Raw genomic sequence first — 22,113 nt, 5'->3', positions numbered from 1 at the left:
GTCCCTCCCGGCGGCTCAGGCCACGGCAGGGGTGTAGTGGGAGGCGTCGTCACCTTCGAGGACGTGGCTGAGGGTGCCGTCGACGCCGGCGGGAACGTCGCCCGCGACGGTCACCCGGTGCAGCAGGCGCGGCAGGTCGCCGTAGTCGTCGGGGGCGTAGTGCTGGGTGATGCGGTTGTCGAACAGGACGACGTCGCCCGGCGTCCAGGCCACCCGCACGATGTTCTCCGGGCGGGTGACGTACGACTGGAAGATGCGCAGCAGGTCACGGGATTCGGACGAGCCCAGACCGACGATGCTCTGGGCGAAACCGCCGATGAACAGGCCCCGCTCCCCGGTCTCCGCGTGGACCCGGACGACCGGGTGGACGGTGCGGTACGTCCGCGAGACGAACCGCTTGCGGTACTCGGCCGCCTTTTCGTTCTTCGGGGCAGCGTAGTCATAGGCGTTGGTGTGCACGGCCCACAGCCGGTCCGCCAGCTCGCGCAGGGGCTCGGGCAGATCCCGGTACGCGGCGGCCGAGTTGGCGATGAGGGTGTTGCCGCCGTAAGGCGGGACGACGATGCTGCGCAGCGTGGACGCCTTCGGAGGCGTGCGGACGAACGTGACGTCCGTGTGCCACACGTTGGAGCGGATGCCCTCATCGGCGTCGACGGGCAGTATCCGGGGCTGCCCTTCGACGGAGGGAACGGTGGGGTGGGCGGTGGTGAGTTCGCCGAAGAGGGAGGCGAAGCGGAGCTGGCCCGCGTCGTCGAGGTGCTGATCGCGGAAGAGGAGCGCCTTGTGCTCCAGGAGCGCGGAGTCGATCTCGGAGACGAGGGCGGGTTCGAGGTCGCCGGAGAGATCCACGCCGAGGATCTCGGCGCCGATACGCCCGCCGATCCTGCGGACGTCGAAGCCGGTGCTGGTGGTCATGTGCGGGGTCCTTTCCTGCGGGTCCGTCATGTGGAGTCCGTCATGAGGGATGCGTCGGACGCGGTCCGTCAGACGGGGAGCACGAACGGCGGGTGGGCGCCGTTGAGGAAGTAGTCCCCGACGTCGCGGAGCCGGTGGGCCACGGGTTCGTACAGGGTGTGGGTCCTGGCATTGCGCCAGAAGCGGTCGAAGCCCAGCCGTGAGGAAGCGGAACGGGCACCGATGACGTCGAGGGCCCGGGCGGTGGACTCCTGCGCGGCCCTGGACGCGGCGGCTTCGGCCATGGCGACCAGGACGGAGATCTCCGCGTACTCGTCGTAGCCGAGGTCCTCACCGCGGGCCAGCCCGTCGTGCACGGCGTCCCGCGCCTGGTCGGCGAGGGCGGACGCGGAGCGGGTGAGCACGGTGAGCTCCCCGTACACGGTCAGCACCTGCGGGTCCTGAGATGAGCCGACCGGCCAGTCCGGGTGCCAGAGGGACCGGCCGGCCCTGCTGTACTCGCGTGCCTCCGCGAGCACTCCCTCCGCCATGCCGAGACGCACCTGCACCGACAGGAGCCGCCCGACCGGCGACACCAGAGCGGTCAGGGGCGACAGGACGTCCTCGTCCGCGGCCAGCGAGCCCAGGACGTCGCCGGCGGCGATCGGCACGGCGTCGAACTCCACGCTTCCGCCGGCCGCGAGCCGTTGCCCGAAAGGGTCGGCGTCGCCGTCGACCACCACGCCGGGGAGGGCGGGATCGACCACGACGGCGAGTGGTTCGCCGGTGTCGGCCCGCACCGCCCGCACGGCGAGGCGGTCGGCGACCAGGACGCCGGCGGCGTAGCTCTGACGGCCGGTCAGCACATGGTCCCGCCCGTCCCCGACCAGCGTCAGAGCCGGCTCCTGACGCGCCAGACCGCCACCCCAGCACCACTCCTGAGCGGCGGACCGCTGCTCCAGCCGGGCGGCGAGGGCGGGCTCGGTGAAGAACCGGGCGCTCCACGACATGAAGTAGTGACAGCCGAGCAGTTGGCCTATCGCGCCGTCGGCCGCGGCGATCTCCCGGACCACCGCGTACGCCGTCGGCCAGTCCGCGCCGCCGCCCCCGAGCCCGGCCGGCACGAGGAGGGTCAGCAGCCCCGACTCGCGCAGCCGGGACACCTCGTCGAACGGGGGCTTGCCCGCCTGGTCCCTGGCCACCGCGTCCGTGGCCAGGTCCTCCGCGGTCTCGCGGGCCACGCGCAACCAGTGAGCCATCCCGGGCCCGGTCCGGTCCGATTCCGCGTCGGAGCCGGACGGCGCAGGGGCAACGCCCATGGCAGAGGTCTCCTCAAGTCGATGTCTGAGGCACGCACATCATCCTGTGCAGCGCCGCCGGCCCCCGTCAATGCTTCCCTAGTAATTCTATAGGAAAACTAGGGAATCCAGAGGTGCGTTGGGTCAGCCGGCGGATGCGGTCACTGCCTGACCGCATCGCGTGCCACCGTGATCGGGCAAGCCGCCCGGGCTTCTCGAACCACCGGTCGGCACAGGATTCGAAGGCCGAGGTGCTCCCTTGACGGTTCTCGACGCCCGGGCGCTCAACCGTGCCACCCTCGCGCGGCAGTTGCTCCTCGACCGCGCCGACCCGCCGGTCCTCGACGCCGTCGCGCACCTGTGCGGTCTCCAGGCGCAGGAACCTCAGGAACCGTTCATCGGCCTCTGGTCCCGGCTGCGGGCGTTCGACCCGGCGGTGCTGTCGGAACTGCTCACCGGGCGACGCGTGGTGCGGACCCATCTCATGCGCCGCACCGTCCACCTCGTCACCGCCGACGACCTCGTGGCCTGGCGGGCCCGCCACGACGCGATGCTGCGCCAGCGGGTGCTCGGTGTGTACCGGCGCGAGCTGGAGGGCGTGGACCTCGGCGAACTCGCGGCGGCGGGGCGGGAGGTCATGGCCGACGGCGAACCCCGCTCGATGGGCGACCTCGCACGAGCCGTCGCCGGCCGCTGGCCGGAGGCGGGGCCTCGGCCACTGGGCGAAATGCTGGTCGCCGGCCTGCTCCCGACGGTGCAGCTGCCCCCGCGCGGACTGTGGCGCACCACGGCGCGAGTGCGCTACGCGCTGGTCTCCTCCTGGCTGGGGCGCGAGATCGACCCACCGGCCCCGGACGACTCCGATCCCGTGGGACAGGCGCTGGTACGGCGCTACCTGGCCGCGTTCGGACCCGCCGCCTCGGCCGATCTGCGCGCCTGGTGCGGACTGGCGGGACTGCCGGCCGCGGTCTCCGCCCTGCGCGGGGAACTGGTCGCCTTCCGCGACGAGCGCGGCCGGGAACTGCTGGACCTCCCCGACGCGCCGCGCCCCGACCCCGGCATCCTCGCGCCCGTGCGGTTCCTGCCGGCGTTCGACAACGCGATCCTCGGCTACCACGACCGCGGCCGGATCATCGACGATGCCCACCGTGGCCTGTCGGTCGCAGGCGCCCGCGTCGTCCTCGTCGACGGCCGGGTCGCCGCGACCTGGACCGCCGAGGCGGACACCGTCCTGGTCACTCCGCTCCGCCGCTTCTCCCGGGCCGACCGCGAGTCCGTCGCCGAGGAAGGGCGCGCCATGGCGTCCTTCCTGTCCGGTGACGCGAGCGGCCGGGTTCGGATCGCCGCGTCTTCCGGCTGAGCCATACGCCGACAGAAGCACGGTTCAGGCGCACACTGGAAGGGTGCTGCCGGTGCTCATGAGGGGGTGTCGGCCGATGGGAACCACAGAGCGTGTGACCGTGCGGTGGTGGCGGTGGCGGCGCAACGCGCTCAAACGGCGAATCGACGTCGTCGAAGCCTGGGTCGTGCTCGCCGGCTGGGTGTTCGCCCTGCTCGGCGGCGTGTGCGCGGGACTGATGGCGGCGGGCGCGGTCGAGCAGGCCGTCGAACGGCAGCGGGCGGAGAGCCGTCAGGTCTCCGCGGTCGCCGTCGAGGACGCGCCGGGCCCGTCACCGGCCCGCGCGGCGAGCGACCACCGGGTGTGGGTCAAGGTGCGGTGGACCGCGCCGGACGGCTCGACGCACACGGAGCAGGCGCGGGTGCCGCCCAGGACTCCGGCCGGGAGCACGATCCCCCTGTGGGTGAACAGGAGCGGTGACATCACGACCCCGCCGGTGTCCGCGGGCGAGGCCTGGCTGCACACGACCGTGGGCGGCGGCCTGGCAGGAGCCCTCGCGGGCGGGATGGTGCTGGGCGTCGCCTGGCTGACCCGGCTGTCCCTGGACCGGCGGCGCATGGCCCAGTGGGACGCGGAATGGGAACGGATCGACACACGCCGCGGCTGGAAGACGGGCTGACCACACCCGACAGCGACACGGACGGGGCGCTTCCGCGTGGCGGACGGAGGAGACACGGCCGCGCGCCGCTGAGCGACGCGGGTTGCTGTGTGCCGGGCTTCCGCCGGGCGGACGGGGGAGGACGCGCCTGTGCGCCGCTGACCGACGGGGGTTGCTGTGTGCCGGGCTCCGCGTGGCGGGCGGGGGGAGACGGGCCTGTGCGCCGCTGACCGACGGAGGCCTGGGTGTGCCGGGCTTCCGCGTGGGGGACGGGGGAGGACGCGCCTGTGTGCTGCTGAGCGACGGGGGTTGCTGTGTGCCGGGCTCCGCGTGGCGGGCGGGGGGAGAGGGGCCTGTGTGCCGCTGACCGACGGAGGCCTCGGTGTGCCGGGCTTCCGCGTGCCGGGAAGGGGAGCGCGGCCGTACGCCGTCGTCCCGTGGGGGCTTGCGCGCGGCGCGCTTTGCTATGGCGGGCGGGGGAAGTGCGGCTGTGCGCCCCGCGGGCGCGTGGCGCCCTTGCACGGCGGCGCGGGAGCACAGTGGTAGTCGTCGCCGGACGCGCGGGGCTGCCGTGTGCCGGGCCTCACGGGACGACGGCATTCACCCGCACTCCGGTGCCCACCCCGGGCGAAGGCCCGACGCGCGGCCGCCCGCGGGTGGCTGCCGGGCGCCGCGCTCCGCAGGTACAGGCGCCCCGCCAGGCAGGCGCCGCCCCCACGTCAGTCGTGCGGTCCACGCGTGCGCGCCGCCGGCGTCGAGGCGGTAGAGGGCGTGGACTGCTGGAAGCGAAGCGCACCGGTCGCCCGTCCCCCGGGCCGGTCACGTGCGGCCCACGATGTCCTGGTCGTCGAGGGTCTCGTGGGCGCCCGGTGGGGCAGGGGCCGACGCTGTGCCGGACGTCGTCCGCTTGCGGCGCAGTCGGCCGGTCAGGGCGGTCGCCACGGGCTCGGTGTAGCGCGCGGTCAGGGGGCCGAGCAGGACCAGGATGAGGACGTACGCCGTGGCCAGCGGGCCGAGGGAGGGCTCGATGCCGGACGTGACCGCCAGCCCGGCGATGACGATGGAGAACTCGCCGCGGGCCACGAGCGTGCCGCCGGCGCGCCAGCGGCCCTTGGGCCCGATCCCGGCGCGGTGCGCGGCCCAGTAGCCGGTGGCGATCTTCGTCGCCGTGGTGACGGCCGCCAGGGCGAGAGCGGGCAGCAGTACGGGCGGGATGCTGGCGGGGTCGGTGTGCAGGCCGAAGAAGACGAAGAACACCGCGGCGAACAGGTCCCGCAGCGGCGCGAGCAGGCTCGTCGCGCCCTCGGCGACCTCGCCGGACAGCGCGATGCCCACCAGGAAGGCGCCCACGGCCGCGGACACCTGGAGCTGCTGCGCGAGCCCGGCGACCACCAGCGTCACGCCGAGCACCACCAGCAGCAGTTTCTCGGGGTCGTCGCTGGAGACGAAGCGGGAGACATGGCGGCCGTAGCGCACGGCGAGGACGAGCACGACCGTGGCCACGCCCAGGGCGATGGCCAGCGTCACGGCGCCCGCGGCCAGGCCCACCCCGGCCAGCAGGGCGGTGACGATCGGCAGGTAGACCGCCATGGAGAGGTCCTCGAGGACCAGGATGCTCAGGATGGCCGGGGTCTCACGGTTGCCGAGCCGCCCCAGCTCGCCCAGGACCCTGGCGATGACGCCGGAGGAGGAGACCCAGGTGACACCGGCCAGTACGACGGCCGCGACCGGTCCCCAGCCGAGCAGCAGGGCGAGCACCGCACCGGGCAGGGCGTTGAGGACGGCGTCCACGACCCCGGCCGGGTAGTGGGTCTTGAGGTTGGAGACGAGGTCGGTGGCCGTGTACTCCAGGCCCAGCATGAGCAGCAGCAGGATGACGCCGATCTCGGCGCCGATGGCGACGAAGTCCTCGCTGGCGACGAGCGGCAGCAGTCCGCCCTCGCCGAAGGCCAGCCCGGCCAGCAGGTAGAGGGGGATCGGCGAGAAGCTGAAGCGCCCGGCGAGGCGGCCGAGCAGCCCGAGCCCGAGGATGAGGCAGCCGAACTCGATCAGGAACACCGCGGAGGAGTGCATGGCGGGTCACTCCCGCCCGAGTATCGCGGCGGCAGCCTCCACGCCCTCGCGGGTCCCGATGACGATGAGCGTGTCACCGCCGGAGAGCCGGAAGTCCGGCGTGGGGGAGGGGATCGCCTCGGCCCGGCGCAGCACCGCCACGATGGACGCGCCGGTGTCGGTGCGGATCCGGGACTCGCCCAGCAGCCGGCCGTTCCAGTGCGAGGTGCCGGACAGTTCGATCCGCTCGGCGACGAGCCCCAGGTCGGTCGTGGACAGCAGGTTCGGCGTGTGGTGCGCGGGCATCAGCGCGTCGATGAGCGTCGCCGCCTCCTCCGCCGTCAGACGCACCGACAGGTCGCAGGCGTCCGGGTCGTCCTCGCGGTAGGCGCTGATCGTCCGGTGGCCGTCGCGGTGGGCGACCACGGACAGTCGGCGGCTGTCCCGGGTCGTCAGGTCGTAGCGGACACCTATGCCCGGCAACGGCGTACTGCTGAGGCGTGGCGCGCTCATGTCCGTCCCCCTTCCGTCGGCGTGCGCGTTTCCGGTGACTCCGCCTGTGGGGGGCCGCGCCCGGACGAGCGTCCGGATCCCGGCCTGTGAGCTCATCCTAGGCGGCTGTGCGGGACCGCACCCGTCCTGCGTGCGCTACCTGGAGGGCGCCGGGACAGGGGATCCGGACGGGAAGGGCGTGGCCGTGGGCTGCCTCGCGGTCGCCCCCTCCACCTGCCGCACGGTGCCCGTCCCGGGCCGGGTGCCCGCGCCCGCGCCGGCGGACAACTGGGACCAGGCTCCCAGCGCCAGAGCCACGGCGGCGGCGGTGGCGACGACCCGTCCCACCCGCCGGACCTTCGCACGGCGGTCCAGGTCGCCCCAGGCCACGCGGACCCACAGGTCCTCCGGCTGCCACAGGTCGCCGACGGCGTAGGGGGGTTGGAGCCGCCGTCCGGCCGCCCGCTCCCGCGCGGAGGGCTCCCTGGGGGCGGAGGCGCGTATGGCGTGCTCGCTGTCCGTGAGGAACCTCTGCCACACGTCGTCCGGGATCGGGGGAGTGCCGTCGGGCTCGTCGGGCGTTCCCTGTCCGCCGCCCGGTCCTTCGCTGGTCACGTCCCGTCATCTCCTCTCCGACCATCGGCCCGCAGCACTGCGCAACACAAGATCAGTATGCCGTCCGGTGCGGGAGAGCGCCCCTTCCCGGGGGCCGTGAACGGAGTCCGAGACCGACTCGGCACCGCCGAGCGTGGGGTGCAGCCGCCGTCGACCGGGAGCGGCGGAGTCGCCGTGGGAGCGCGACAAGGGGGCGGAGGCGCCTCGCGGCCTCCGCCCCACTCCGGTCAGACGACGGCGGGTGCCTCCGGCAGGACGTGGTCGCCGACCTTGTCGGTGCTCAGGCAGAGCGAGCAGACGACCGCGTCGTGCGTCATGCAGGCGGCCACGTCCGGCCGCTCGAACCGCTGCCGGCACACGTGGCATTCGTAGGTGACGGCGCTGGGGTTGCCGTCCTCGTCGAGCGACGGCTCGGCGATGCCGTCGTCGGTGCGGCGCAGGTAGTACCTGCCTTTGGTGACCACGGCCATCAGCGGGGTGACGACGAACGCGATGACGGCGGCGGCGACGGGGGAGTACGGCTGGAGCGTGTCACCCAGCCCGTGGAAGTACATGGCGATGGACAGAGCGGAGGCGGCGACGAAGGACACGACCCCGACCGGGTTGACGGCGTAGAGCATGCCGCGGCGGAACTCGGGGGCGTGCGGGGACAGCTTCAGCACGTACTTGTTGATGCCGATGTCGGTGGCCACGGTGACCACCCAGGCGATCGCGCAGTTCGAGTAGAAGCCGAGGATGCTGTTGAGGAAGCTGAACATGTCGGCCTCCATCAGGGCGAGCGCGAAGCCCAGGTTGACCAGGACGAAGACCAGCCGGCCCGGGTAGCGCCGAGTGACGCGGGTGAAGGAGTTGGTCCAGGCGAGGGAGCCGGAGTACGCGTTCGTTACGTTGATCTTGATCTGGCTGATCACGACCAGGGCCACGGCCAGCGGAAGGACGAGCCAGGACGGCATCATCGCGTCGAAGGCGTGCTTGAACTGCTGGATCGGCTCGGGCGCGGCGGTGGGGCCGACCTCGGCGATGATGTACACCGCGAGGAACACGCCGATCGCCTGCTTCAGCGCGCCCAGCACCACCCAGCCCGGGCCCGCCATCACCACGGCCGTCCACCAACTGCGCTTGTTCGCCTCGGTCTTGGGCGGCATGAAGCGCAGATAGTCGATCTGCTCGCCGATCTGCGCGATCAGCGACAGGCACACGCCCGCGCCCAGCAGCACGGAGGCGGTGTTGACGCCGCCGTCCCCGTCGGTGCCCGCGTAGGCGAGGAAGCGGTCGACGGTCCCCGGGTCGGTGGCGACCAGGTAGACCAGCGGGCCGACCATCAGCAGCAGCCAGATCGGGGTGGTCCACACCTGGAGCTTGCTCAGCGCCGTCATGCCGTAGACGACCAGCGGGATCACCATGAGCGTGGACACCAAGTAGCCCAGCCACAGCGGCAGTCCGAGGCCCAGCTTCAGGCCCTGGGCCATGATCGAGCCCTCGAGGGCGAAGAAGATGAAGGTGAAGCTGGCGAAGATGACGCTGGTGAGGACCGAGCCGAAGTAGCCGAAGCCCGAGCCGCGCGTGATCAGGTCCAGGTCGATGTTGTAGCGGGCCCCGTAGTAGGCCAGCGGGAAGCCGGTCACGAAGATGACGACGGCGGCGACGGCGATCGCGAGCAGCGCGTTGCCCGTCCCGTGGGCCAGACCGATGCCGGCGCCGATGGAGAAGTCGGCCATGTAGGCGATGCCGCCGAGCGCGGTCGTCGCCACCACCATCGGCGTCCAGCGCCGGTAACTGCGCGGCGCGAAGCGGAGCGTGTAGTCCTCGAGGGTCTCCTTGACGGCCTGGTCGGCGCCCGGTGCTGCCTTCTGCGCGGGCTCCGGCTCGGTGACCTCGGCCAGTCGTGGCTCGGTACTCATGCCACGCCTCCTTGCTGCGGGTTGGGGACTGACAAGGCAGGCACGGTAGGCAGCGGTCGTTACCCCTAAATACTTCCTGCGTGAAGGGAGTGTTTCGACAGGCGACGCGCGAGGGCCGAAGGCTGTCTTACGGCACCCCGAGCTCGAAGAGCACATACCCCGCGTACGATCCGGAGGCCAGCGCGGCCGTGCCGAGCACCGCGGCCAGGGACGGCCATCTGAGCCGGCGCAGGGCGAGGCCGAGCGGAATGAACAGCGGGAAGAGCGGGAGCAGATAGCGCGAGACGTTGCCGAAGTACTGCTGGGTGGCCATCACCATGAGGTACGAGAGGACCGTGTAGACGACGAGCACGGCGGGCGGTCTCAGACGCAGCAGCAGCACGGTCAGCACTGGCACCGTCAGCACCACGCAGACCCCGATGACGTCCAGGAAGGGCATCGCGTAGAGATAGTCGAAGTGCCCGACCGGGAGGGACGTCAGCACGTTGAACGAGTGGACTCCCCAGTCGAACTTGTGGGCCCAGGCGCCGTCCTGGAGCTTGGAATAGCCGTTGATGTCGCCCAGGCGGTAGTTGACCCACGCCAGGTAGCCGAAGAGACCCAGCGGCGCGATCGCCACCGCGCCCAGCGGACGCAGGACCCCGTCCGCACGCCGGCGCAGGGACAGCAGCGCGGCGACCGCGAGGGCCGCGACCAGCGCGGCGGCGGTGGGCCGGCACAGCCCGGCCGCACAGGTCAGCAGCCCGGCGGTGAGCCAGCGTCGGGACATGACGGCGTGACAGGCCAATGCGGCGAGGGCCGTGTAGAGGGACTCCGAGTAGCCCGACCACTCCGTGCCCGAACCGGGCCAGACCGCCCACAGCCCGGCCGCGGCCAGCCCGGCCCGGTGACCGCCCAGCCGTCGCGTCACGGCATAGATGCCGAGGGCGGCGACGAACGACGCGACGACCGAGACCGTCATGCCGGCGCCGTACAGGCCGAGTCCGGTGCACTCCGACACCAGCCGCATCAGCGTCGGGTACAGCGGGAAGAACGCCGCCGAGTTGCCCTCCAGGGTGATCAAGCCCGTCGCGCCCGGCACCGGTTTCAGGGCCGGGTCGTATCCGTGCTGGGCGATCTGCTGGTACCACCAGCCGTCCCAGCTGGCCAGGACGTCCCAGGGGTGTGCGCCGCCGCCGAAACGCGGGTTCTTCTTCCGGAAGTCGCCCGCGGAGTCCAGCAGGTACATGAAGACGGCGAAGCCGGCCAGCTTCAGCACGCCGTACGTCAGCAGCACGGGTCCGTAACGCACGGCGGCCCCGCGCAGCCGTCGGCTCAACTCGCGGGAGCCGCACGGGACTTCGCGGGTGTCGTCGAGGCCGGACGGCGGTCGACGCAGCTCGACGGTGCTCATGCGGATCCTGTCGTACGGCGAGTGGGGCGGGCGTCGTGGCCGGGGAACACCCAGGCCCGCAAGAGGAGGAAGCGCAGCAGCGTCGCGCCCAGGTTGGCGGCGACGAGGGTCATGAGTTCGACCCGGTGGCCGGCCCCGGGGGCGGCGTGGTGGAGAGCGGCCAGCGAACCGCTGGTGAGCGCCAGCCCGACCAGGAAGGCCGCGAGCCCCTTGAGGTGGTGGCGCAGCGCGCCGACGCGGCCCCGCACCCCGAAGGTGAGCCGCCGGTTGGCGGCGGTGTTGGCGACCGCACTGGCCAGCAGGGCCAGCGCGTTGGCGGCCTGCGCTCCCGCCGCCGGCCGGAAGGCGGTGTAGAGCAGCAGGTAGCACAGGGTGCTGGCGACTCCGACGGCGGCGAAGCGCACCACCTGCCGCGCCAGGCCCGCCGGCAGTTCGCCGTCGAGGTCGCCGCCGCTGCGGCGCAGCGCGGACAGCGGCAGCCGCCCGCAGGCCAGGGCCCGCCCGAGCCTGGCCATGCCGCGCAGGTCGGCCAGGGCCGTGGACAGGATGCGCACCCGGCTGTCCGGGTCGTCCACCCAGTCCACCGGCACCTCGTGGATCCGCAGCCCCGCGCGCTCGGCGATGACCAGCAACTCGGTGTCGAAGAACCACTCGCGGTCCTCCACCAGCGGAAGCAGCCGCTCGGCGACGTCCCGCCGCACCGCCTTGAACCCGCACTGCGCGTCGGAGAAGCCCACGGCGAGCGTGGAGCGCAGCAGACCGTTGTAGCAGCGGGAGATGATCTCCCGCTTCGGTCCGCGCACCACCCGCGAACCGCGCGCCAGCCGGGTGCCGATGGCGATGTCCGAGTGACCGGAGATCAGCGGCGCGACCAGCGGCAGCAGTGCCGCGAGGTCCGTGGACAGGTCTACGTCGAGATACGCCAGCACCGGGGCGCCCGAGCGTGACCAGGCGGTGTGCAGCGCACGGCCGCGCCCCTTCTCGGCCAGCCGGATCCAGTCCGTGCCGGGCAGCTCCGCGGCCAGCCGCGCCGCGATGCGCGGGGTGCGGTCGGTGCTGGCGTTGTCGGCGATCGTGATCCGGAAGGAGTAGGGGAAGGTCTCGGCGAGATGCGCGTGCAGGCGCCGGACGCAGGGCTCCAGGTCGTTCTCCTCGTTGAACACGGGGACGACGACGTCGAGGACGGGGTCCGGGTGACGCGCGGACAGGGGTGCCCGGCGCGGCAGCGCGGACAGCTCGGTTGTCGGGCAGTCGAGCAGGGCCGGCCGCCGTACGGTTCTCATGGCTGCTTCACGGTCTCTTTCTGGCGCCGGACGTTCGCAAGCGCCGGTTCCGGGCATGCCGAAGGCGCCCGTGGCGGTGGTGCGGTGACGGTGTTCGAGCGGTGACGGGCCCGGGGCGCTGACGCCGCCGACGGGAAGGGCCGCTCAGGCGGCTACTCGGTGGCCGATGCGGAAGGCTCCTGTGTCTCCTCCAGGGCGGACGGCGGAGCCGTCGTGGGCGTCGGGGAAGGGGGCGGCGTGGGTGGCGCCGAGGTGCTCCGGCTCTCGGAGACGGTGGCCGTCGGGGTGGGGCTGGTCGTCGGGCTCGTGCTTCCGGGTGGCGTGCTGCCGCCGGTCGTGGTCGCCGGCGCGGACGACTCCGGCTCGGTCGGAGTCGTACTGGGGTCCGGGACGTCGGACGTGGGCCCGCTGTCCAGCGAGGGGGACCGGCTCGTCGCGGGCTGTGGCCGGTGATCGGCGGGCTGGGCCCTGGTGAGCATGCTCGGCAGCAGGGCGAGCCCCACGCTGAGCCCGGCCACCGCCACGGCGGAGCCGCCCGCCTTCCACAGCAGCCGCGCCCGGCGGCGGGAGCGGATGCCGGCGTGCAGCCGCCGCCGGTGTTCGGGCTCGTAGGGGGTGTGCTGCCGGGTGTCGCGCAGCAGCCGCGACAGGTCCCGCTCGAAGTCGTCCATCGCTTCTCCCTTCACCCCACAGGCCTGACGGCGTCGGACAGGATCTGGCGGAGCCGGGCGACTCCGCGTGAGGCGTGGGACCGTGCGGTGCCCACCGGGCAGCCCAGCGCCTGGGCGACCTGGGCCTCGGGCAGGTCCTCGTAGTAGCGCAGCACCACCGCGGCCCGCTGTTTGGGAGACAGCAGGGCCAACGCGGCCTCCAGTCGCGAGCGTTCGGCCACGGTGGACGACACATCACCCGGCTCGGCCAGCTCCGGCAGCCGCTCCACCGGGCGCTCGCCCCACCAGCGCCGTTTCGCCGAGCGCGCCGCCATCCGGACCAGCACCGTGCGGACGTACGCCTCCGGAGCCTGCTCGGCGACCTTCGGCCAGGCGAACCAGAGCTTCACCAGCGATTCCTGCACCAGGTCCTCGGCCCGCTGCCGGTCGCCGCCCGTCAGCAGCCGCGCGACATGGAGCAGCGCCGACCAACGGGCGGCCACGAACTCGTCGAAGCCGTCCGCCCGAACCTGCTCCATCCCCACCGTCCCGCGTCTCAGTGACCCCCTGCACCACTGGAAAGACGCTGGACCGCATGTCACGCTGCACTTGTCTGCTGTGATCCACCTCACCCCTGAGCGGTGGGCGCGCAGAAGGGCCCGTGCACAGGCACGGGCCCTTCTGATCTGCTCTGTCCGGCGCTGACGCCTACGTGCGGTCACCCTTCGGCTTGCCCCGCTGGTCGGGCGTGCCGTGCGGCGGCGGGCTGAACGGCTGCGGGGACGTGGCCGGCGACACCGGGGAGCCCCCGTGTCCCTCGCCCGTCTCGGGACGCAGCGCGCCCGGATCACCGGCCGTCGGCTCCGCGCCCTCGCGCAGCTGCTCCAGGCGGGACCCCAGCAGCTCGGTCACCGGCAGCCGGTCGGCGTGCGACCGCTCGTACGCCAGCAGTTCCTCCACCTCGTCCGCGGACAGCGACCGCACACGGCTCTCCAGGCCGCCGATCGGCAGGTGGTCGTAGTCCGGCAGCGGCAGCGTGTTGCGGGCGGGATCAGCCATGGTTCTCACTTCCCTGTGTACGACGTGCACGACGTGGGGTGCGGAGCGGAGTGCGGGGAGCGGGGATCAGCGGCCGCCCGGGCCGCCGCTGCCGAACGAGCCGCTGCTGCCCTCGTTCCAGCGGGGACGCTCCTGGGTCGCGCTCCTGCGGTCGCTCTGGTTGCCGTGCGTCTTCAGCTCGTGCGGAGTCAGACGGTCCTGGCCGCGGGGCACCTCGTCGGGCTCCCTGCGCTCCATCGTCTCCCGGACGGGGCCACCGTCGGGCAGCCTGGGCTGCTCGTCGGGCCGCGGCGGGCGCCGGCGCTTGTACCGGAGGCCCAGGATGAAGGCGCCCAGCAGCAGGGCCACGACCACAAGACCCGTCACGACGAACCCGAAGCCGGGGGCGTCCCCGCCCGCGGCCATCTCCATCCATGCGGTATTCATGGTTCGCGAGTACCCCTGGTCCTCACCATGAACCTGCTCACCCCGACCGTGCGGCCCGGGTCTTCGACCGGTTCTCCTTGCGGACGGCGTCCAGCAGCTCCGCCTTCGACATGCGCGACCGTCCCTCGACACCGAGCCGCTTCGCGAGGTCGTACAGGTGCTCCTTCGAGGCACGCTCGTCGACGCCCTCGCCGCTGCGGCCGCCCTGCTGCCGGGGCCGGGCCGAGCGCGGGTCCGACGGGGCCTTGCGGCCGCCCTCCTTGCGCTCCCAGTGGTCGCCGACCTTCTCGTGGGTGTGCTTCAGCGCCCCGAAGGCCACACGGTGCGCGCGCTCGCCCTCGCCGTACTGCTCCACGGCCGAGTCGTGCGCCTTGATCCAGGTGCGCTGCGCTTCCTTGGAGGACCGCTCCAGGGTCGACGGAAGCTCCTCTCGCCCGGGCATGTGACTCACCTCCGTGCGTCGTCGTTCCCGGGCCTGCCGGGTGCCCGGTCGCCGGGGCCGGAAAACCGTACGGAACCCTTGGCGGCACCGGGTTTGACCGGCATCGGCGGGGCTACCCGCGCGGTGTGACGACATCCCAGCAGGAGCTGTTCCGGTTCCTGGAGGACCGCTTCGCCTGTGCCCAGGCGTGCACCGAGTGCGCCCGGGCGTGCGCGTTGCGCGCGAGCCTCGTGGACCCCGACGGCACCGAGAACCAGGAACTCGTACGACGCAAGGGCATCATGTGCGCGGAGGTCTGCGACGCGACCTGCCGTGTGCTGTCCGAGCAAAACCAGGTGGACGAGAGCACCATTCGCGTCCAGGTGGAGTGGTGCCGGACCGTGTGCCTGGAAGCCGCGCACGTCTTCGACCGGCAGGCGGGGGCGGAGGACTCGGCGGCGGCGTGCCGTGCATGCGCGCGGGCGTGCACCGACTTCCTCGCCACGCTGAACTGAGGAGGGTTTTCGCGGGCTGGACCGGGGATGTTCCCGGTCCCTCGCCATTCCCAATTTCTGTAACACGTTCTACCGTGTGCGCCGACAGGACCGGCCTGGGGGACCTGGAGGCGCCGTGCACCTCGAATACACGCCCGAGCAGCAGCGGCTGCGCACCGAACTGCGCGCCTACTTCGCCGAACTGGTCCCGGACCACGCGTACGCCCGGCACGGCGACCCGGCCGCCCAGAAGCGGTTCTACCGCGAGACCATCCGGCGGCTCGGCGCGGACGGCTGGCTCGGCGTGGGCTGGCCCGAGGAGTACGGCGGGCGCGGCCTGACCGCGATGGAGCAGTTCATCTTCTTCGACGAGGCCGCCCAGGCCGGCGTGCCGCTGCCGCTCATGGCGCTGAACACCGTCGGTCCGACGATCATGCGGTACGGCACCGAGGAGCAGAAGGCCTCCTTCCTGCCGCGGATCCTCTCCGGCGAGATCGACTTCGCCATCGGCTACAGCGAGCCCGGGGCGGGCACCGACCTCGCGTCCCTGCGGACCCGCGCGGTACGGGAGGGCGACGACTACGTCGTCAACGGCCAGAAGATCTGGACGACCAACGGCGACACGGCGGACTGGGTGTGGCTGGCGGTCCGTACGGATCCCGCCGCCCCGCCGCACAAGGGCATCACCATGCTCCTGGTGCCGACCACCGACCCCGGCTACTCCTGCACCCTCATCAACACCCTCGCCTCGCACGACACCACGGCCAGCTACTACGAGAACGTCCGCGTTCCCGTCTCCCACCGGGTGGGCGCCGAGAACGAGGGCTGGCGGCTGATCACCAACCAGCTCAACCACGAACGCGTGACCCTGGCCGCCCACGGCACCATGGCGATCCGCGCCCTGCACGACGTGCAGCGCTGGGCGATGGAGACCAAGCTCGCCGACGGCCGCCGCGTCGCCGACCTGCCCTGGGTACGCCGCCTGCTGGCCCGGACCCACGCCCGGCTGGACGCGCTGAAGCTGCTCAACTGGCGGATGGTCGGTGCCGTCCAGGACGGCACCCTCACCCCGCAGGACGCCTCCGCCGTCAAGGTCTACGGCTCCGAGGCCCGCCGCGACGCCTACGCCTGGCTCATGGAGATCGTCGCCGCCCCCGGCGCGCTGAAGGAGGGCTCGGCGGGCGCGGTGCTGCACGGCGAGCTGGAACGCGGCTACCGCTCGGCGGTCATCTTCACCTTCGGCGGCGGCAACAACGAGATCCAGCGGGAGATCATCTCGTGGATCGGGCTGGGGATGCCGCGGGTGCGACGCTGACGGCCTGCGCCGACCGTTTCACGGGGTGTGGCCGGTGCGGCGGAGGACCGGGCGCAGTGTCTCGATGACGCCGGGGTCGTCCACCGTGGACGGGATGGGTTCGTCGCGGCCGTCGGCGATGCCGCGCATGGTCTTGCGGAGGATCTTGCCCGAGCGGGTCTTGGGCAGGGCGGGCACGACCGTGACGTCCTTCAGTGAGGCGACGGCCCCGATGCGCTCGCGTACGAGTCGGACGAGCTCGGCCTCGACCTCGCCCGGTTCGCGGTCGCTGCCTGCCTTGAGGACGACGAAGCCGCGCGGGACCTGTCCCTTGAGTTCGTCGGCGACGCCGATGACCGCGCATTCGGCGACGTCGGGGTGGGCGGCCAGGGCCTCTTCCATGCTGCCGGTGGACAGGCGGTGCCCGGCGACGTTGATGACGTCGTCGGTGCGGCCCATGACGAAGACGTAGCCGTCGTCGTCGATGTGTCCGCTGTCGCCGGTGAGGTAGTAGCCGTCGTAGGCGGAGAGGTAGGAGGCGAGGTAGCGGTCGTCGTCGTTCCAGAGCGTGGGGAGCGCGCCGGGCGGCAGGGGGAGCTTCACGACGATCGCGCCGTCGACGCCCGCGGGCACCGGCTCTCCCGAGGGGTCGAGGACGCGGACGTCCCAGCCCGGCAGCGGCCGGGTGGGGGAGCCGGGCTTGACGGGCGCGGCTTCGATGCCGACCGGGTTGGCGACGATCGGCCACCCGGTCTCGGTCTGCCACCAGTGGTCGATCACCGGGACGCCCAGCAGGGCGCTCGCCCAGTGGTAGGTCCCGGGGTCGAGGCGCTCGCCTGCGAGGAAGAGATAGCGCAGGTCGGACAGGTCGTAGCCGGCGGTGAGCGCCCCCTTCGGGTCCTCCTTCCTGATCGCCCGGAAGGCGGTGGGCGCCGTGAACATGGTCTTGACCCGGTACTCGGCGGCGACGCGCCAGAACTGGCCCGCGTCCGGGGTGCCGACCGGCTTGCCCTCGTACAGCACCGTCGTCGCGCCGGCCAGCAAGGGCGCGTAGACGATGTAGGAGTGCCCGACGACCCAGCCGACGTCGGAGCCGGTGAACATGGTCTCGCCCGGGCCCACGTCGTACACGGCGCCCATCGACCAGTGCAGGGCGACCGCGTAGCCGCCGCAGTCACGCACGACTCCCTTGGGCTTTCCGGTCGTTCCGGAGGTGTAGAGGATGTAGAGCGGATCGGTGGCGGCGACGGGAACGCAGTCGGCCGGCGGCGCGGCGGCGACCACGTCGGCCCAGTCGAGATCGTCCGGCCCCAGCACGGTCGGCTCCTGCGGGCGCTGCAGGATCACCGTCTTCTCCGGCTTGTGGCCGGCGAGTTCGATCGCCCGGTCGAGCAGGGGCTTGTACGCGATGACACGCTTGCCCTCGATGCCGCAGGAGGCGGAGACGACCACCTTGGGGGCCGCGTCATCGATGCGGAGGGCGAGTTCACGCGGGGCGAACCCGCCGAAGACGACCGAGTGGACCGCGCCGATGCGGGCGCAGGCCAGCATCGCGACCGCCGCCTCGGGGACCATCGGCATGTAGATCACCACGCGGTCGCCGTGCCCCACGCCCAGCTGTGCGAGCGCTCCGGCGAAGGCCGCCACCTCGTCCCTGAGCTCCGCGTAGGTGAAGGTGCGGCGGGTGTCGGTCACGGGGGAGTCGTAGACGAGCGCGGGCTGTTCGCCCCGCCCGGCTTCGACGTGCCGGTCGAGCGCGTTGAAGCAGACGTTGAGCCGCCCGTCGGGGAACCAGCGGTAGAACGGTGCGTCCGAGGAGTCCAGGGCTTGTCGCGGAGTGACGTCCCAGTCGATGGCCTTCGCCGCCTTCAGCCAGAAACTCTCCGGGTCCGCGGTGCTGGCGCGGAAGACATCCTCGTACGTTCCCATCGCGCACTCCTTTGTGGCATCGGGGGACGGTGGTGGTGGCTGCGTGTGGAACCGTGTCGGACACAACTACCGTATGCCGGACGGCATGGCCGGGCCCTTCCGGGGCGTCGGCGCGGCCCTGTGTCAGGATCTTGAGGTGCCCACCCCGCGCGGAAACGAGATGACGACCCATGACTGACACCGCTGCGGCCGAGATACTCGCCGACGTCCACCGGGGCGTCGGCCGCATCCTCCTGAACCGGCCCACGGCGCTCAACGCCCTGACGACCGGCATGGTCGCCGCCATCGACCGGGTGCTCGCCGAGTGGGAGCACATGCCGCTGTCCGCCGTGGTGCTCGCCAGTACCAGCACGAAGGCGTTCTGCGCCGGTGGAGACATCCGCACGATCCGGGAGCACAGCCTCGCCGGGGACGCCGAGGCCAGTGAGCGGTTCTTCGCCTCCGAGTACCGGCTCAACGCCCGGATCGCCGCATATCCCGTGCCGGTCGTGTCGCTCATCGACGGCGTGTGCATGGGCGGTGGTCTCGGTCTGTCCGTCCACGGCGGCTTCCGCGTCGTCACCGAGCGTGCGGTGCTGGCGATGCCCGAGACCGGGATCGGTTTCTTCCCGGACATCGGGGCCAGCTATTTCCTGCCGAGGTTGCCCGGCGCGATCGGCATGTACCTGGGACTGACGGGGCACCGGCTCGACACGGCCGACGCCCTGTACTCGGGGCTGGCCACGCACTTCGTCCCCGCAGGCGGGCTCGATGCCGTCCCGCATGCCCTGGCCGACCACCCCGACGACCCGGTGGACGTGGTCCTGAACCGCCTCGCCGGCCGCTCCCCGGTGGCGCAGAGCGGGCTGGCGGAGGTACGCGCAGACGTGGACTGGGCGTTCGGCGCGCCGTCCCTCGGTGAGATCGAGAAGCGCCTGCGCCAGCTCGACACCCCCTGGGCCGCATCCGCGTCGGCCGCCCTGGAGTCGGCCTCGCCGCAGAGTCTGGAGATCACTCACGCACTGCTGGCCCGGGGCAGGCAGCGCACGCTGCGCGAGTGCCTCGCCGCCGAACTGGCCCTCACACGCACGACCATCCGCACGCCGGACTTCCTGGAGGGCGTCCGCGCCGCCCTGGTCGACAAGGACCGCACTCCCCGCTGGCAGCGTGCGTCGTCCGGCGGACGGACGCTGCCGTCCTGAGCACGCATGCCCCTGGCCGGACGGAGCGTCTGCGGCCGGCCCGATCTCAGCCGTTGTCGGGCACCATCGAGACCACGACCTTGCCGGCCTTGGTGCGGCCCTGCTCGACATGCGCCATCGCCTCGAGCGTCCGGTCGAACGGGAAGGTGCTGTCGATGACCGGGCGGAGCCGCCCGCTGTCGTAGAGGGCGCCGAGTTCGCGCAGCTGGGAGCCGTTGGCCTGCATGAAGAAGAACTCGTAGCGCACGCCCAGCGACTTCGCCTTCTTGCGCACCTTGCGGCTGAGCGCGTTCATGACCAGGCCCATGAAGAAGGGGGCGCCGAGCTGCTTGGCGAAGCCGGCGTCCGGCGGGCCCACGACACTGATGGCCAGGCCGCCGGGCTTGAGGACGGTCAGCGATTTCTCGAGGTTCGCGCCGCCCACGGAGTCCAGCACCAGGTCGTAGCCGGACAGTACCTTCGAGAAGTCGTCCTTGGCGTAGTCGACGACGACATCGGCGCCGAGGTCCCTGACCAACTTCTCGGAATCAGTGTTCGCGGTCGTCGCCACCGTGGCGCCGAGGTGCTTGGCGAGCTGGATGACCGTCGAGCCGAGGCCACCGGCACCGCCGTGGACGAGCACCTTCTGGCCCGGCTGCACGTGGGCACGGTCGACGAGGATCTGCCGGGCGGCCAGGGCCACCAGCGGCACCGCGGCTGCCTCTTGCAGGGTGAGGGAGTCCGGCTTGGGCGCGACATCGTCCATGTCGATCGCGATGAACTCCGCGAAGCCTCCGATCCGCAGGTCGCGCGGACGGGCGTAGACCTCGTCCCCGACCTCGAAGCCGCGTACGGCGGAGCCGACCCGCGTCACGACACCGGCCACGTCGTGGCCGAGCACGAACGGGAGCTTGTACTTCAGGACCCGCGTGAACTCCCCGTCGCGGACCAGCCTGTCCAGCGGGTTGATGCCGGCGGCACTCACTCTGACCAGGACGTCCCGGTCTCCGACCGGGGGCTCGGGCAGCTCTGCGGCGCGGACGCCGTCCTTGCCGTACTTCTCGACGACGAATGCCTTCATGCCGACCGACGCTACCCCCTGAGTATGGAAAAGTAAACTCAGCAGGAGGTCGTCAAGACCTGTCTGGTGCAGTCATGGCTGCGCGGGCCGATTCCAATATTCGCTCCGACGGCTCTGTGCCCGCCGTGGCCCGGGCCGGCAGGAGCGCGCCGACCGGAGTGGCCACCATCGGAAGGCCGTCGTCGGCGTCGGTGGACAGCCATGAGGCGAATTCCTCGACGCCGGCCGCGTACGTCTCGCGCACCTCCCCAGCCGTGGTCTCGCGAGCGACGTCCCCTGCGAATCCATCGGATCGGCGACGCTGATGCCGTTCACGCCGCGCTCCCGGAAGAGCTGAGAGGCGGGGCTTCGCTCGTGCTCGAACCGGGAGACCGTTGACGGGACGGCTTTATATGCCTATCGTAATATAAAGCGGGGCCGGCACTTCGGCCCCACTCATCCGCCAGCCCCGACGCACTCGGCGACCTCCCCTCCTCCACCAGCAGTCGGGCGGCACCGCCTTGGCGGCGGCCAGGTGCGCGGTCAATCACCGCCTATGCACTCCCCGCGGGGCAGGCCGCCGTCGTCCCGCCTCTTTCTCTCATCCCTTACTTGAGGACACCTTCATGCTCAACGCTCTGTGGAACCCGGTCGTCGCCGGGGAGATCTCCCTGCCTCACCGGCTGGCGATGGCCCCCATGACGCGGGACCGGTCCACCCCGGAAGGCGCACCCACCGAACTGAACGCCGAGTACTACGCCCAGCGCGCCTCGCACGCCCTCGTCATCACCGAGGGCACTCAGCCCAACGCCGACGGCCAGGGCTACCTGCTCACCCCCGGCATCTACTCCGAGGAGCACATCGCCGGGTGGCGCAAGGTCACCGATGCCGTGCACGGCGCCGACGGACGCATCGTCATCCAGCTCATGCACGTCGGACGGATGTCCCACCCCGACAACACCCCTCACCACCGGCAGCCGGTCGCCCCCTCCCCGGTCCAGCCGGCGGGCGATATGTTCACCTCGTCCGGCCTTCAGCAGATACCGGTACCGCGCGAACTGGCCACCGAGGAGGTCGCCGCGACGGTCGACGACTACCGGCGCGCCGCGGCGGCCGCCATCGCGGCCGGCGCCGACGGGGTCGAGATCCACGGCGCCAACGGCTACCTCGTGCATCAGTTCCTCGCCACCAACACCAACCAGCGCTCCGACCGCTACGGCGGTTCCCTCGCGGGCCGCATCCGCTTCGCCGTCGAGGTCGCCACCGCCGTGACCGAGGAGATCGGCGCCGGCCGCACCGGCTTCCGGATCTCTCCCGGCAACCCGTTCAACGACATCGCGGAGAGCGACACCCACGAGCTGTACCCGGCACTCGTGCGGGCCCTCGCCCCGCTCGACCTCGCCTACCTGCACATCGGCCACGGCGGTGACGACGAACTCCTGCGCGTCCTGCGCCAGTTGTGGCCGAACACCTTGGTCCTCAACCGGGCCGGCACCGACATCGCCACTCGCGCCAAGGACATCGAAGACGGCCTGGCCGACATCGTCACCGTCGGCGTGATGGCACTCGCCAACCCGGACCTGGCCGAGCGCGTACGCACCGGCGCGCCGCTGAACACCCCCGACCCCGCCACCTTCTACGGCGGCGCCGAGGCCGGCTACACCGACTACCCCACTCTCACTGCCTGACAGATCC

At 72.0% G+C, this 22,113-nt stretch carries 21 protein-coding genes; 6 read left to right on the top strand and 15 right to left on the bottom strand.

Annotated elements, in window-relative coordinates; genetic code table 11:
- Positions 1-15: 15 nt before the first annotated feature.
- Together ACIBL4_RS00180 and ACIBL4_RS00175 are read right to left on the bottom strand one after the other, a co-directional pair.
- Positions 16-915, bottom strand: coding sequence for a TauD/TfdA dioxygenase family protein (locus ACIBL4_RS00180; RefSeq protein ID WP_399404866.1), 900 nt, complete (start codon positions 913-915; stop codon positions 16-18).
- A gap of 68 nt (positions 916-983) precedes the next feature.
- Entirely contained in the window at positions 984-2,213 is a 1,230-nt protein-coding gene (locus ACIBL4_RS00175) for an acyl-CoA dehydrogenase family protein (protein ID WP_399404864.1), read from the bottom strand.
- Positions 2,214-2,451: 238 nt separating this feature from the next.
- Here ACIBL4_RS00175 and ACIBL4_RS00170 point away from each other — a divergent pair, with 238 nt between their 5' ends.
- Both ACIBL4_RS00170 and ACIBL4_RS00165 read left to right on the top strand, forming a co-directional pair.
- Complete coding sequence (locus ACIBL4_RS00170; protein WP_399404862.1) at positions 2,452-3,552, top strand: winged helix DNA-binding domain-containing protein; 1,101 nt, start codon at positions 2,452-2,454, stop codon at positions 3,550-3,552.
- Between the two features lie 76 nt (positions 3,553-3,628).
- Positions 3,629-4,210: a hypothetical protein gene (locus tag ACIBL4_RS00165; protein ID WP_399404860.1), complete on the top strand. Its 582-nt coding sequence runs from the start codon at positions 3,629-3,631 to the stop codon at positions 4,208-4,210.
- Between the two features lie 798 nt (positions 4,211-5,008).
- Here ACIBL4_RS00165 and ACIBL4_RS00160 read toward each other — a convergent pair.
- The 11 genes from ACIBL4_RS00160 to ACIBL4_RS00110 all read right to left on the bottom strand — a co-directional run bounded on the left by ACIBL4_RS00160 (position 5,009) and on the right by ACIBL4_RS00110 (position 14,502).
- Positions 5,009-6,262 carry a cation:proton antiporter gene (locus ACIBL4_RS00160; RefSeq protein WP_399404858.1) on the bottom strand — a complete coding sequence of 418 codons (1,254 nt, stop codon included), beginning with the start codon at positions 6,260-6,262 and terminating at the stop codon, positions 5,009-5,011.
- A gap of 6 nt (positions 6,263-6,268) precedes the next feature.
- Positions 6,269-6,754 (bottom strand): cation:proton antiporter regulatory subunit, encoded by a 486-nt coding sequence (locus ACIBL4_RS00155; RefSeq protein WP_399404856.1) that lies wholly within the window; start codon positions 6,752-6,754, stop codon positions 6,269-6,271.
- Between the two features lie 135 nt (positions 6,755-6,889).
- The gene (locus ACIBL4_RS00150) at positions 6,890-7,348 is read right to left on the bottom strand and encodes a hypothetical protein (protein WP_399404854.1); all 459 of its coding nucleotides are present in this window, start codon (positions 7,346-7,348) and stop codon (positions 6,890-6,892) included.
- A 227-nt stretch (positions 7,349-7,575) separates the two neighbouring features.
- A complete protein-coding gene (locus ACIBL4_RS00145; protein WP_399404853.1) occupies positions 7,576-9,249 on the bottom strand; it encodes a purine-cytosine permease family protein in 1,674 nt (557 codons plus the stop codon).
- A gap of 127 nt (positions 9,250-9,376) precedes the next feature.
- Entirely contained in the window at positions 9,377-10,642 is a 1,266-nt protein-coding gene (locus ACIBL4_RS00140; protein ID WP_399404851.1) for a hypothetical protein, read from the bottom strand.
- Entirely contained in the window at positions 10,639-11,925 is a 1,287-nt protein-coding gene (locus ACIBL4_RS00135) for a glycosyltransferase (protein ID WP_399404849.1), read from the bottom strand. Before ACIBL4_RS00135 ends, ACIBL4_RS00140 begins: the two co-directional genes overlap by 4 nt.
- A 152-nt stretch (positions 11,926-12,077) precedes the next feature.
- Positions 12,078-12,596: a cellulase gene (locus ACIBL4_RS00130; protein ID WP_399404847.1), complete on the bottom strand. Its 519-nt coding sequence runs from the start codon at positions 12,594-12,596 to the stop codon at positions 12,078-12,080.
- A gap of 11 nt (positions 12,597-12,607) precedes the next feature.
- On the bottom strand, positions 12,608-13,114 hold the full coding sequence (locus tag ACIBL4_RS00125) for a SigE family RNA polymerase sigma factor (protein WP_399404845.1): 507 nt from the start codon (positions 13,112-13,114) through the stop codon (positions 12,608-12,610).
- A 169-nt stretch (positions 13,115-13,283) separates the two neighbouring features.
- Entirely contained in the window at positions 13,284-13,634 is a 351-nt protein-coding gene (locus ACIBL4_RS00120) for a hypothetical protein (protein WP_356926861.1), read from the bottom strand.
- A gap of 66 nt (positions 13,635-13,700) precedes the next feature.
- Positions 13,701-14,060, bottom strand: a complete 360-nt coding sequence (locus ACIBL4_RS00115) for a DUF6479 family protein (RefSeq protein WP_356926862.1) — start codon at positions 14,058-14,060, stop codon at positions 13,701-13,703.
- A 37-nt stretch (positions 14,061-14,097) separates the two neighbouring features.
- Positions 14,098-14,502 (bottom strand): ChaB family protein, encoded by a 405-nt coding sequence (locus ACIBL4_RS00110; protein ID WP_399404842.1) that lies wholly within the window; start codon positions 14,500-14,502, stop codon positions 14,098-14,100.
- A 125-nt stretch (positions 14,503-14,627) separates the two neighbouring features.
- Here ACIBL4_RS00110 and ACIBL4_RS00105 point away from each other — a divergent pair, with 125 nt between their 5' ends.
- On the top strand, positions 14,628-14,996 hold the full coding sequence (locus ACIBL4_RS00105; RefSeq protein WP_020273024.1) for a hypothetical protein: 369 nt from the start codon (positions 14,628-14,630) through the stop codon (positions 14,994-14,996).
- A gap of 115 nt (positions 14,997-15,111) precedes the next feature.
- On the top strand, positions 15,112-16,290 hold the full coding sequence (locus tag ACIBL4_RS00100) for an acyl-CoA dehydrogenase family protein (RefSeq protein ID WP_399404840.1): 1,179 nt from the start codon (positions 15,112-15,114) through the stop codon (positions 16,288-16,290).
- An 18-nt stretch (positions 16,291-16,308) separates the two neighbouring features.
- Here ACIBL4_RS00100 and ACIBL4_RS00095 read toward each other — a convergent pair whose 3' ends face one another.
- On the bottom strand, positions 16,309-18,198 hold the full coding sequence (locus ACIBL4_RS00095; RefSeq protein WP_399404838.1) for a propionyl-CoA synthetase: 1,890 nt from the start codon (positions 18,196-18,198) through the stop codon (positions 16,309-16,311).
- Positions 18,199-18,368: 170 nt separating this feature from the next.
- On the opposite strand from ACIBL4_RS00095, the gene ACIBL4_RS00090 reads away from it, so the two are divergent.
- Positions 18,369-19,379: an enoyl-CoA hydratase/isomerase family protein gene (locus ACIBL4_RS00090; protein WP_399404836.1), complete on the top strand. Its 1,011-nt coding sequence runs from the start codon at positions 18,369-18,371 to the stop codon at positions 19,377-19,379.
- A gap of 46 nt (positions 19,380-19,425) precedes the next feature.
- Here the strand turns inward: ACIBL4_RS00090 and ACIBL4_RS00085 are convergent, their stop codons facing one another.
- A complete protein-coding gene (locus tag ACIBL4_RS00085) occupies positions 19,426-20,439 on the bottom strand; it encodes an NADP-dependent oxidoreductase (protein ID WP_399404834.1) in 1,014 nt (337 codons plus the stop codon).
- A 605-nt stretch (positions 20,440-21,044) separates the two neighbouring features.
- Here ACIBL4_RS00085 and ACIBL4_RS00080 point away from each other — a divergent pair.
- Positions 21,045-22,106: an alkene reductase gene (locus ACIBL4_RS00080; RefSeq protein ID WP_399404832.1), complete on the top strand. Its 1,062-nt coding sequence runs from the start codon at positions 21,045-21,047 to the stop codon at positions 22,104-22,106.
- The last annotated feature ends 7 nt before the right edge of the window (positions 22,107-22,113 follow it).

The sequence above is a fragment of the Streptomyces sp. NPDC050416 genome (assembly GCF_044458845.1).
Classification (GTDB): Bacteria; Actinomycetota; Actinomycetes; order Streptomycetales; family Streptomycetaceae; genus Streptomyces.
The sequence above is the reverse complement of the archived record's forward strand: the minus strand, read 5'-3'. Positions and strand labels throughout refer to the sequence as shown.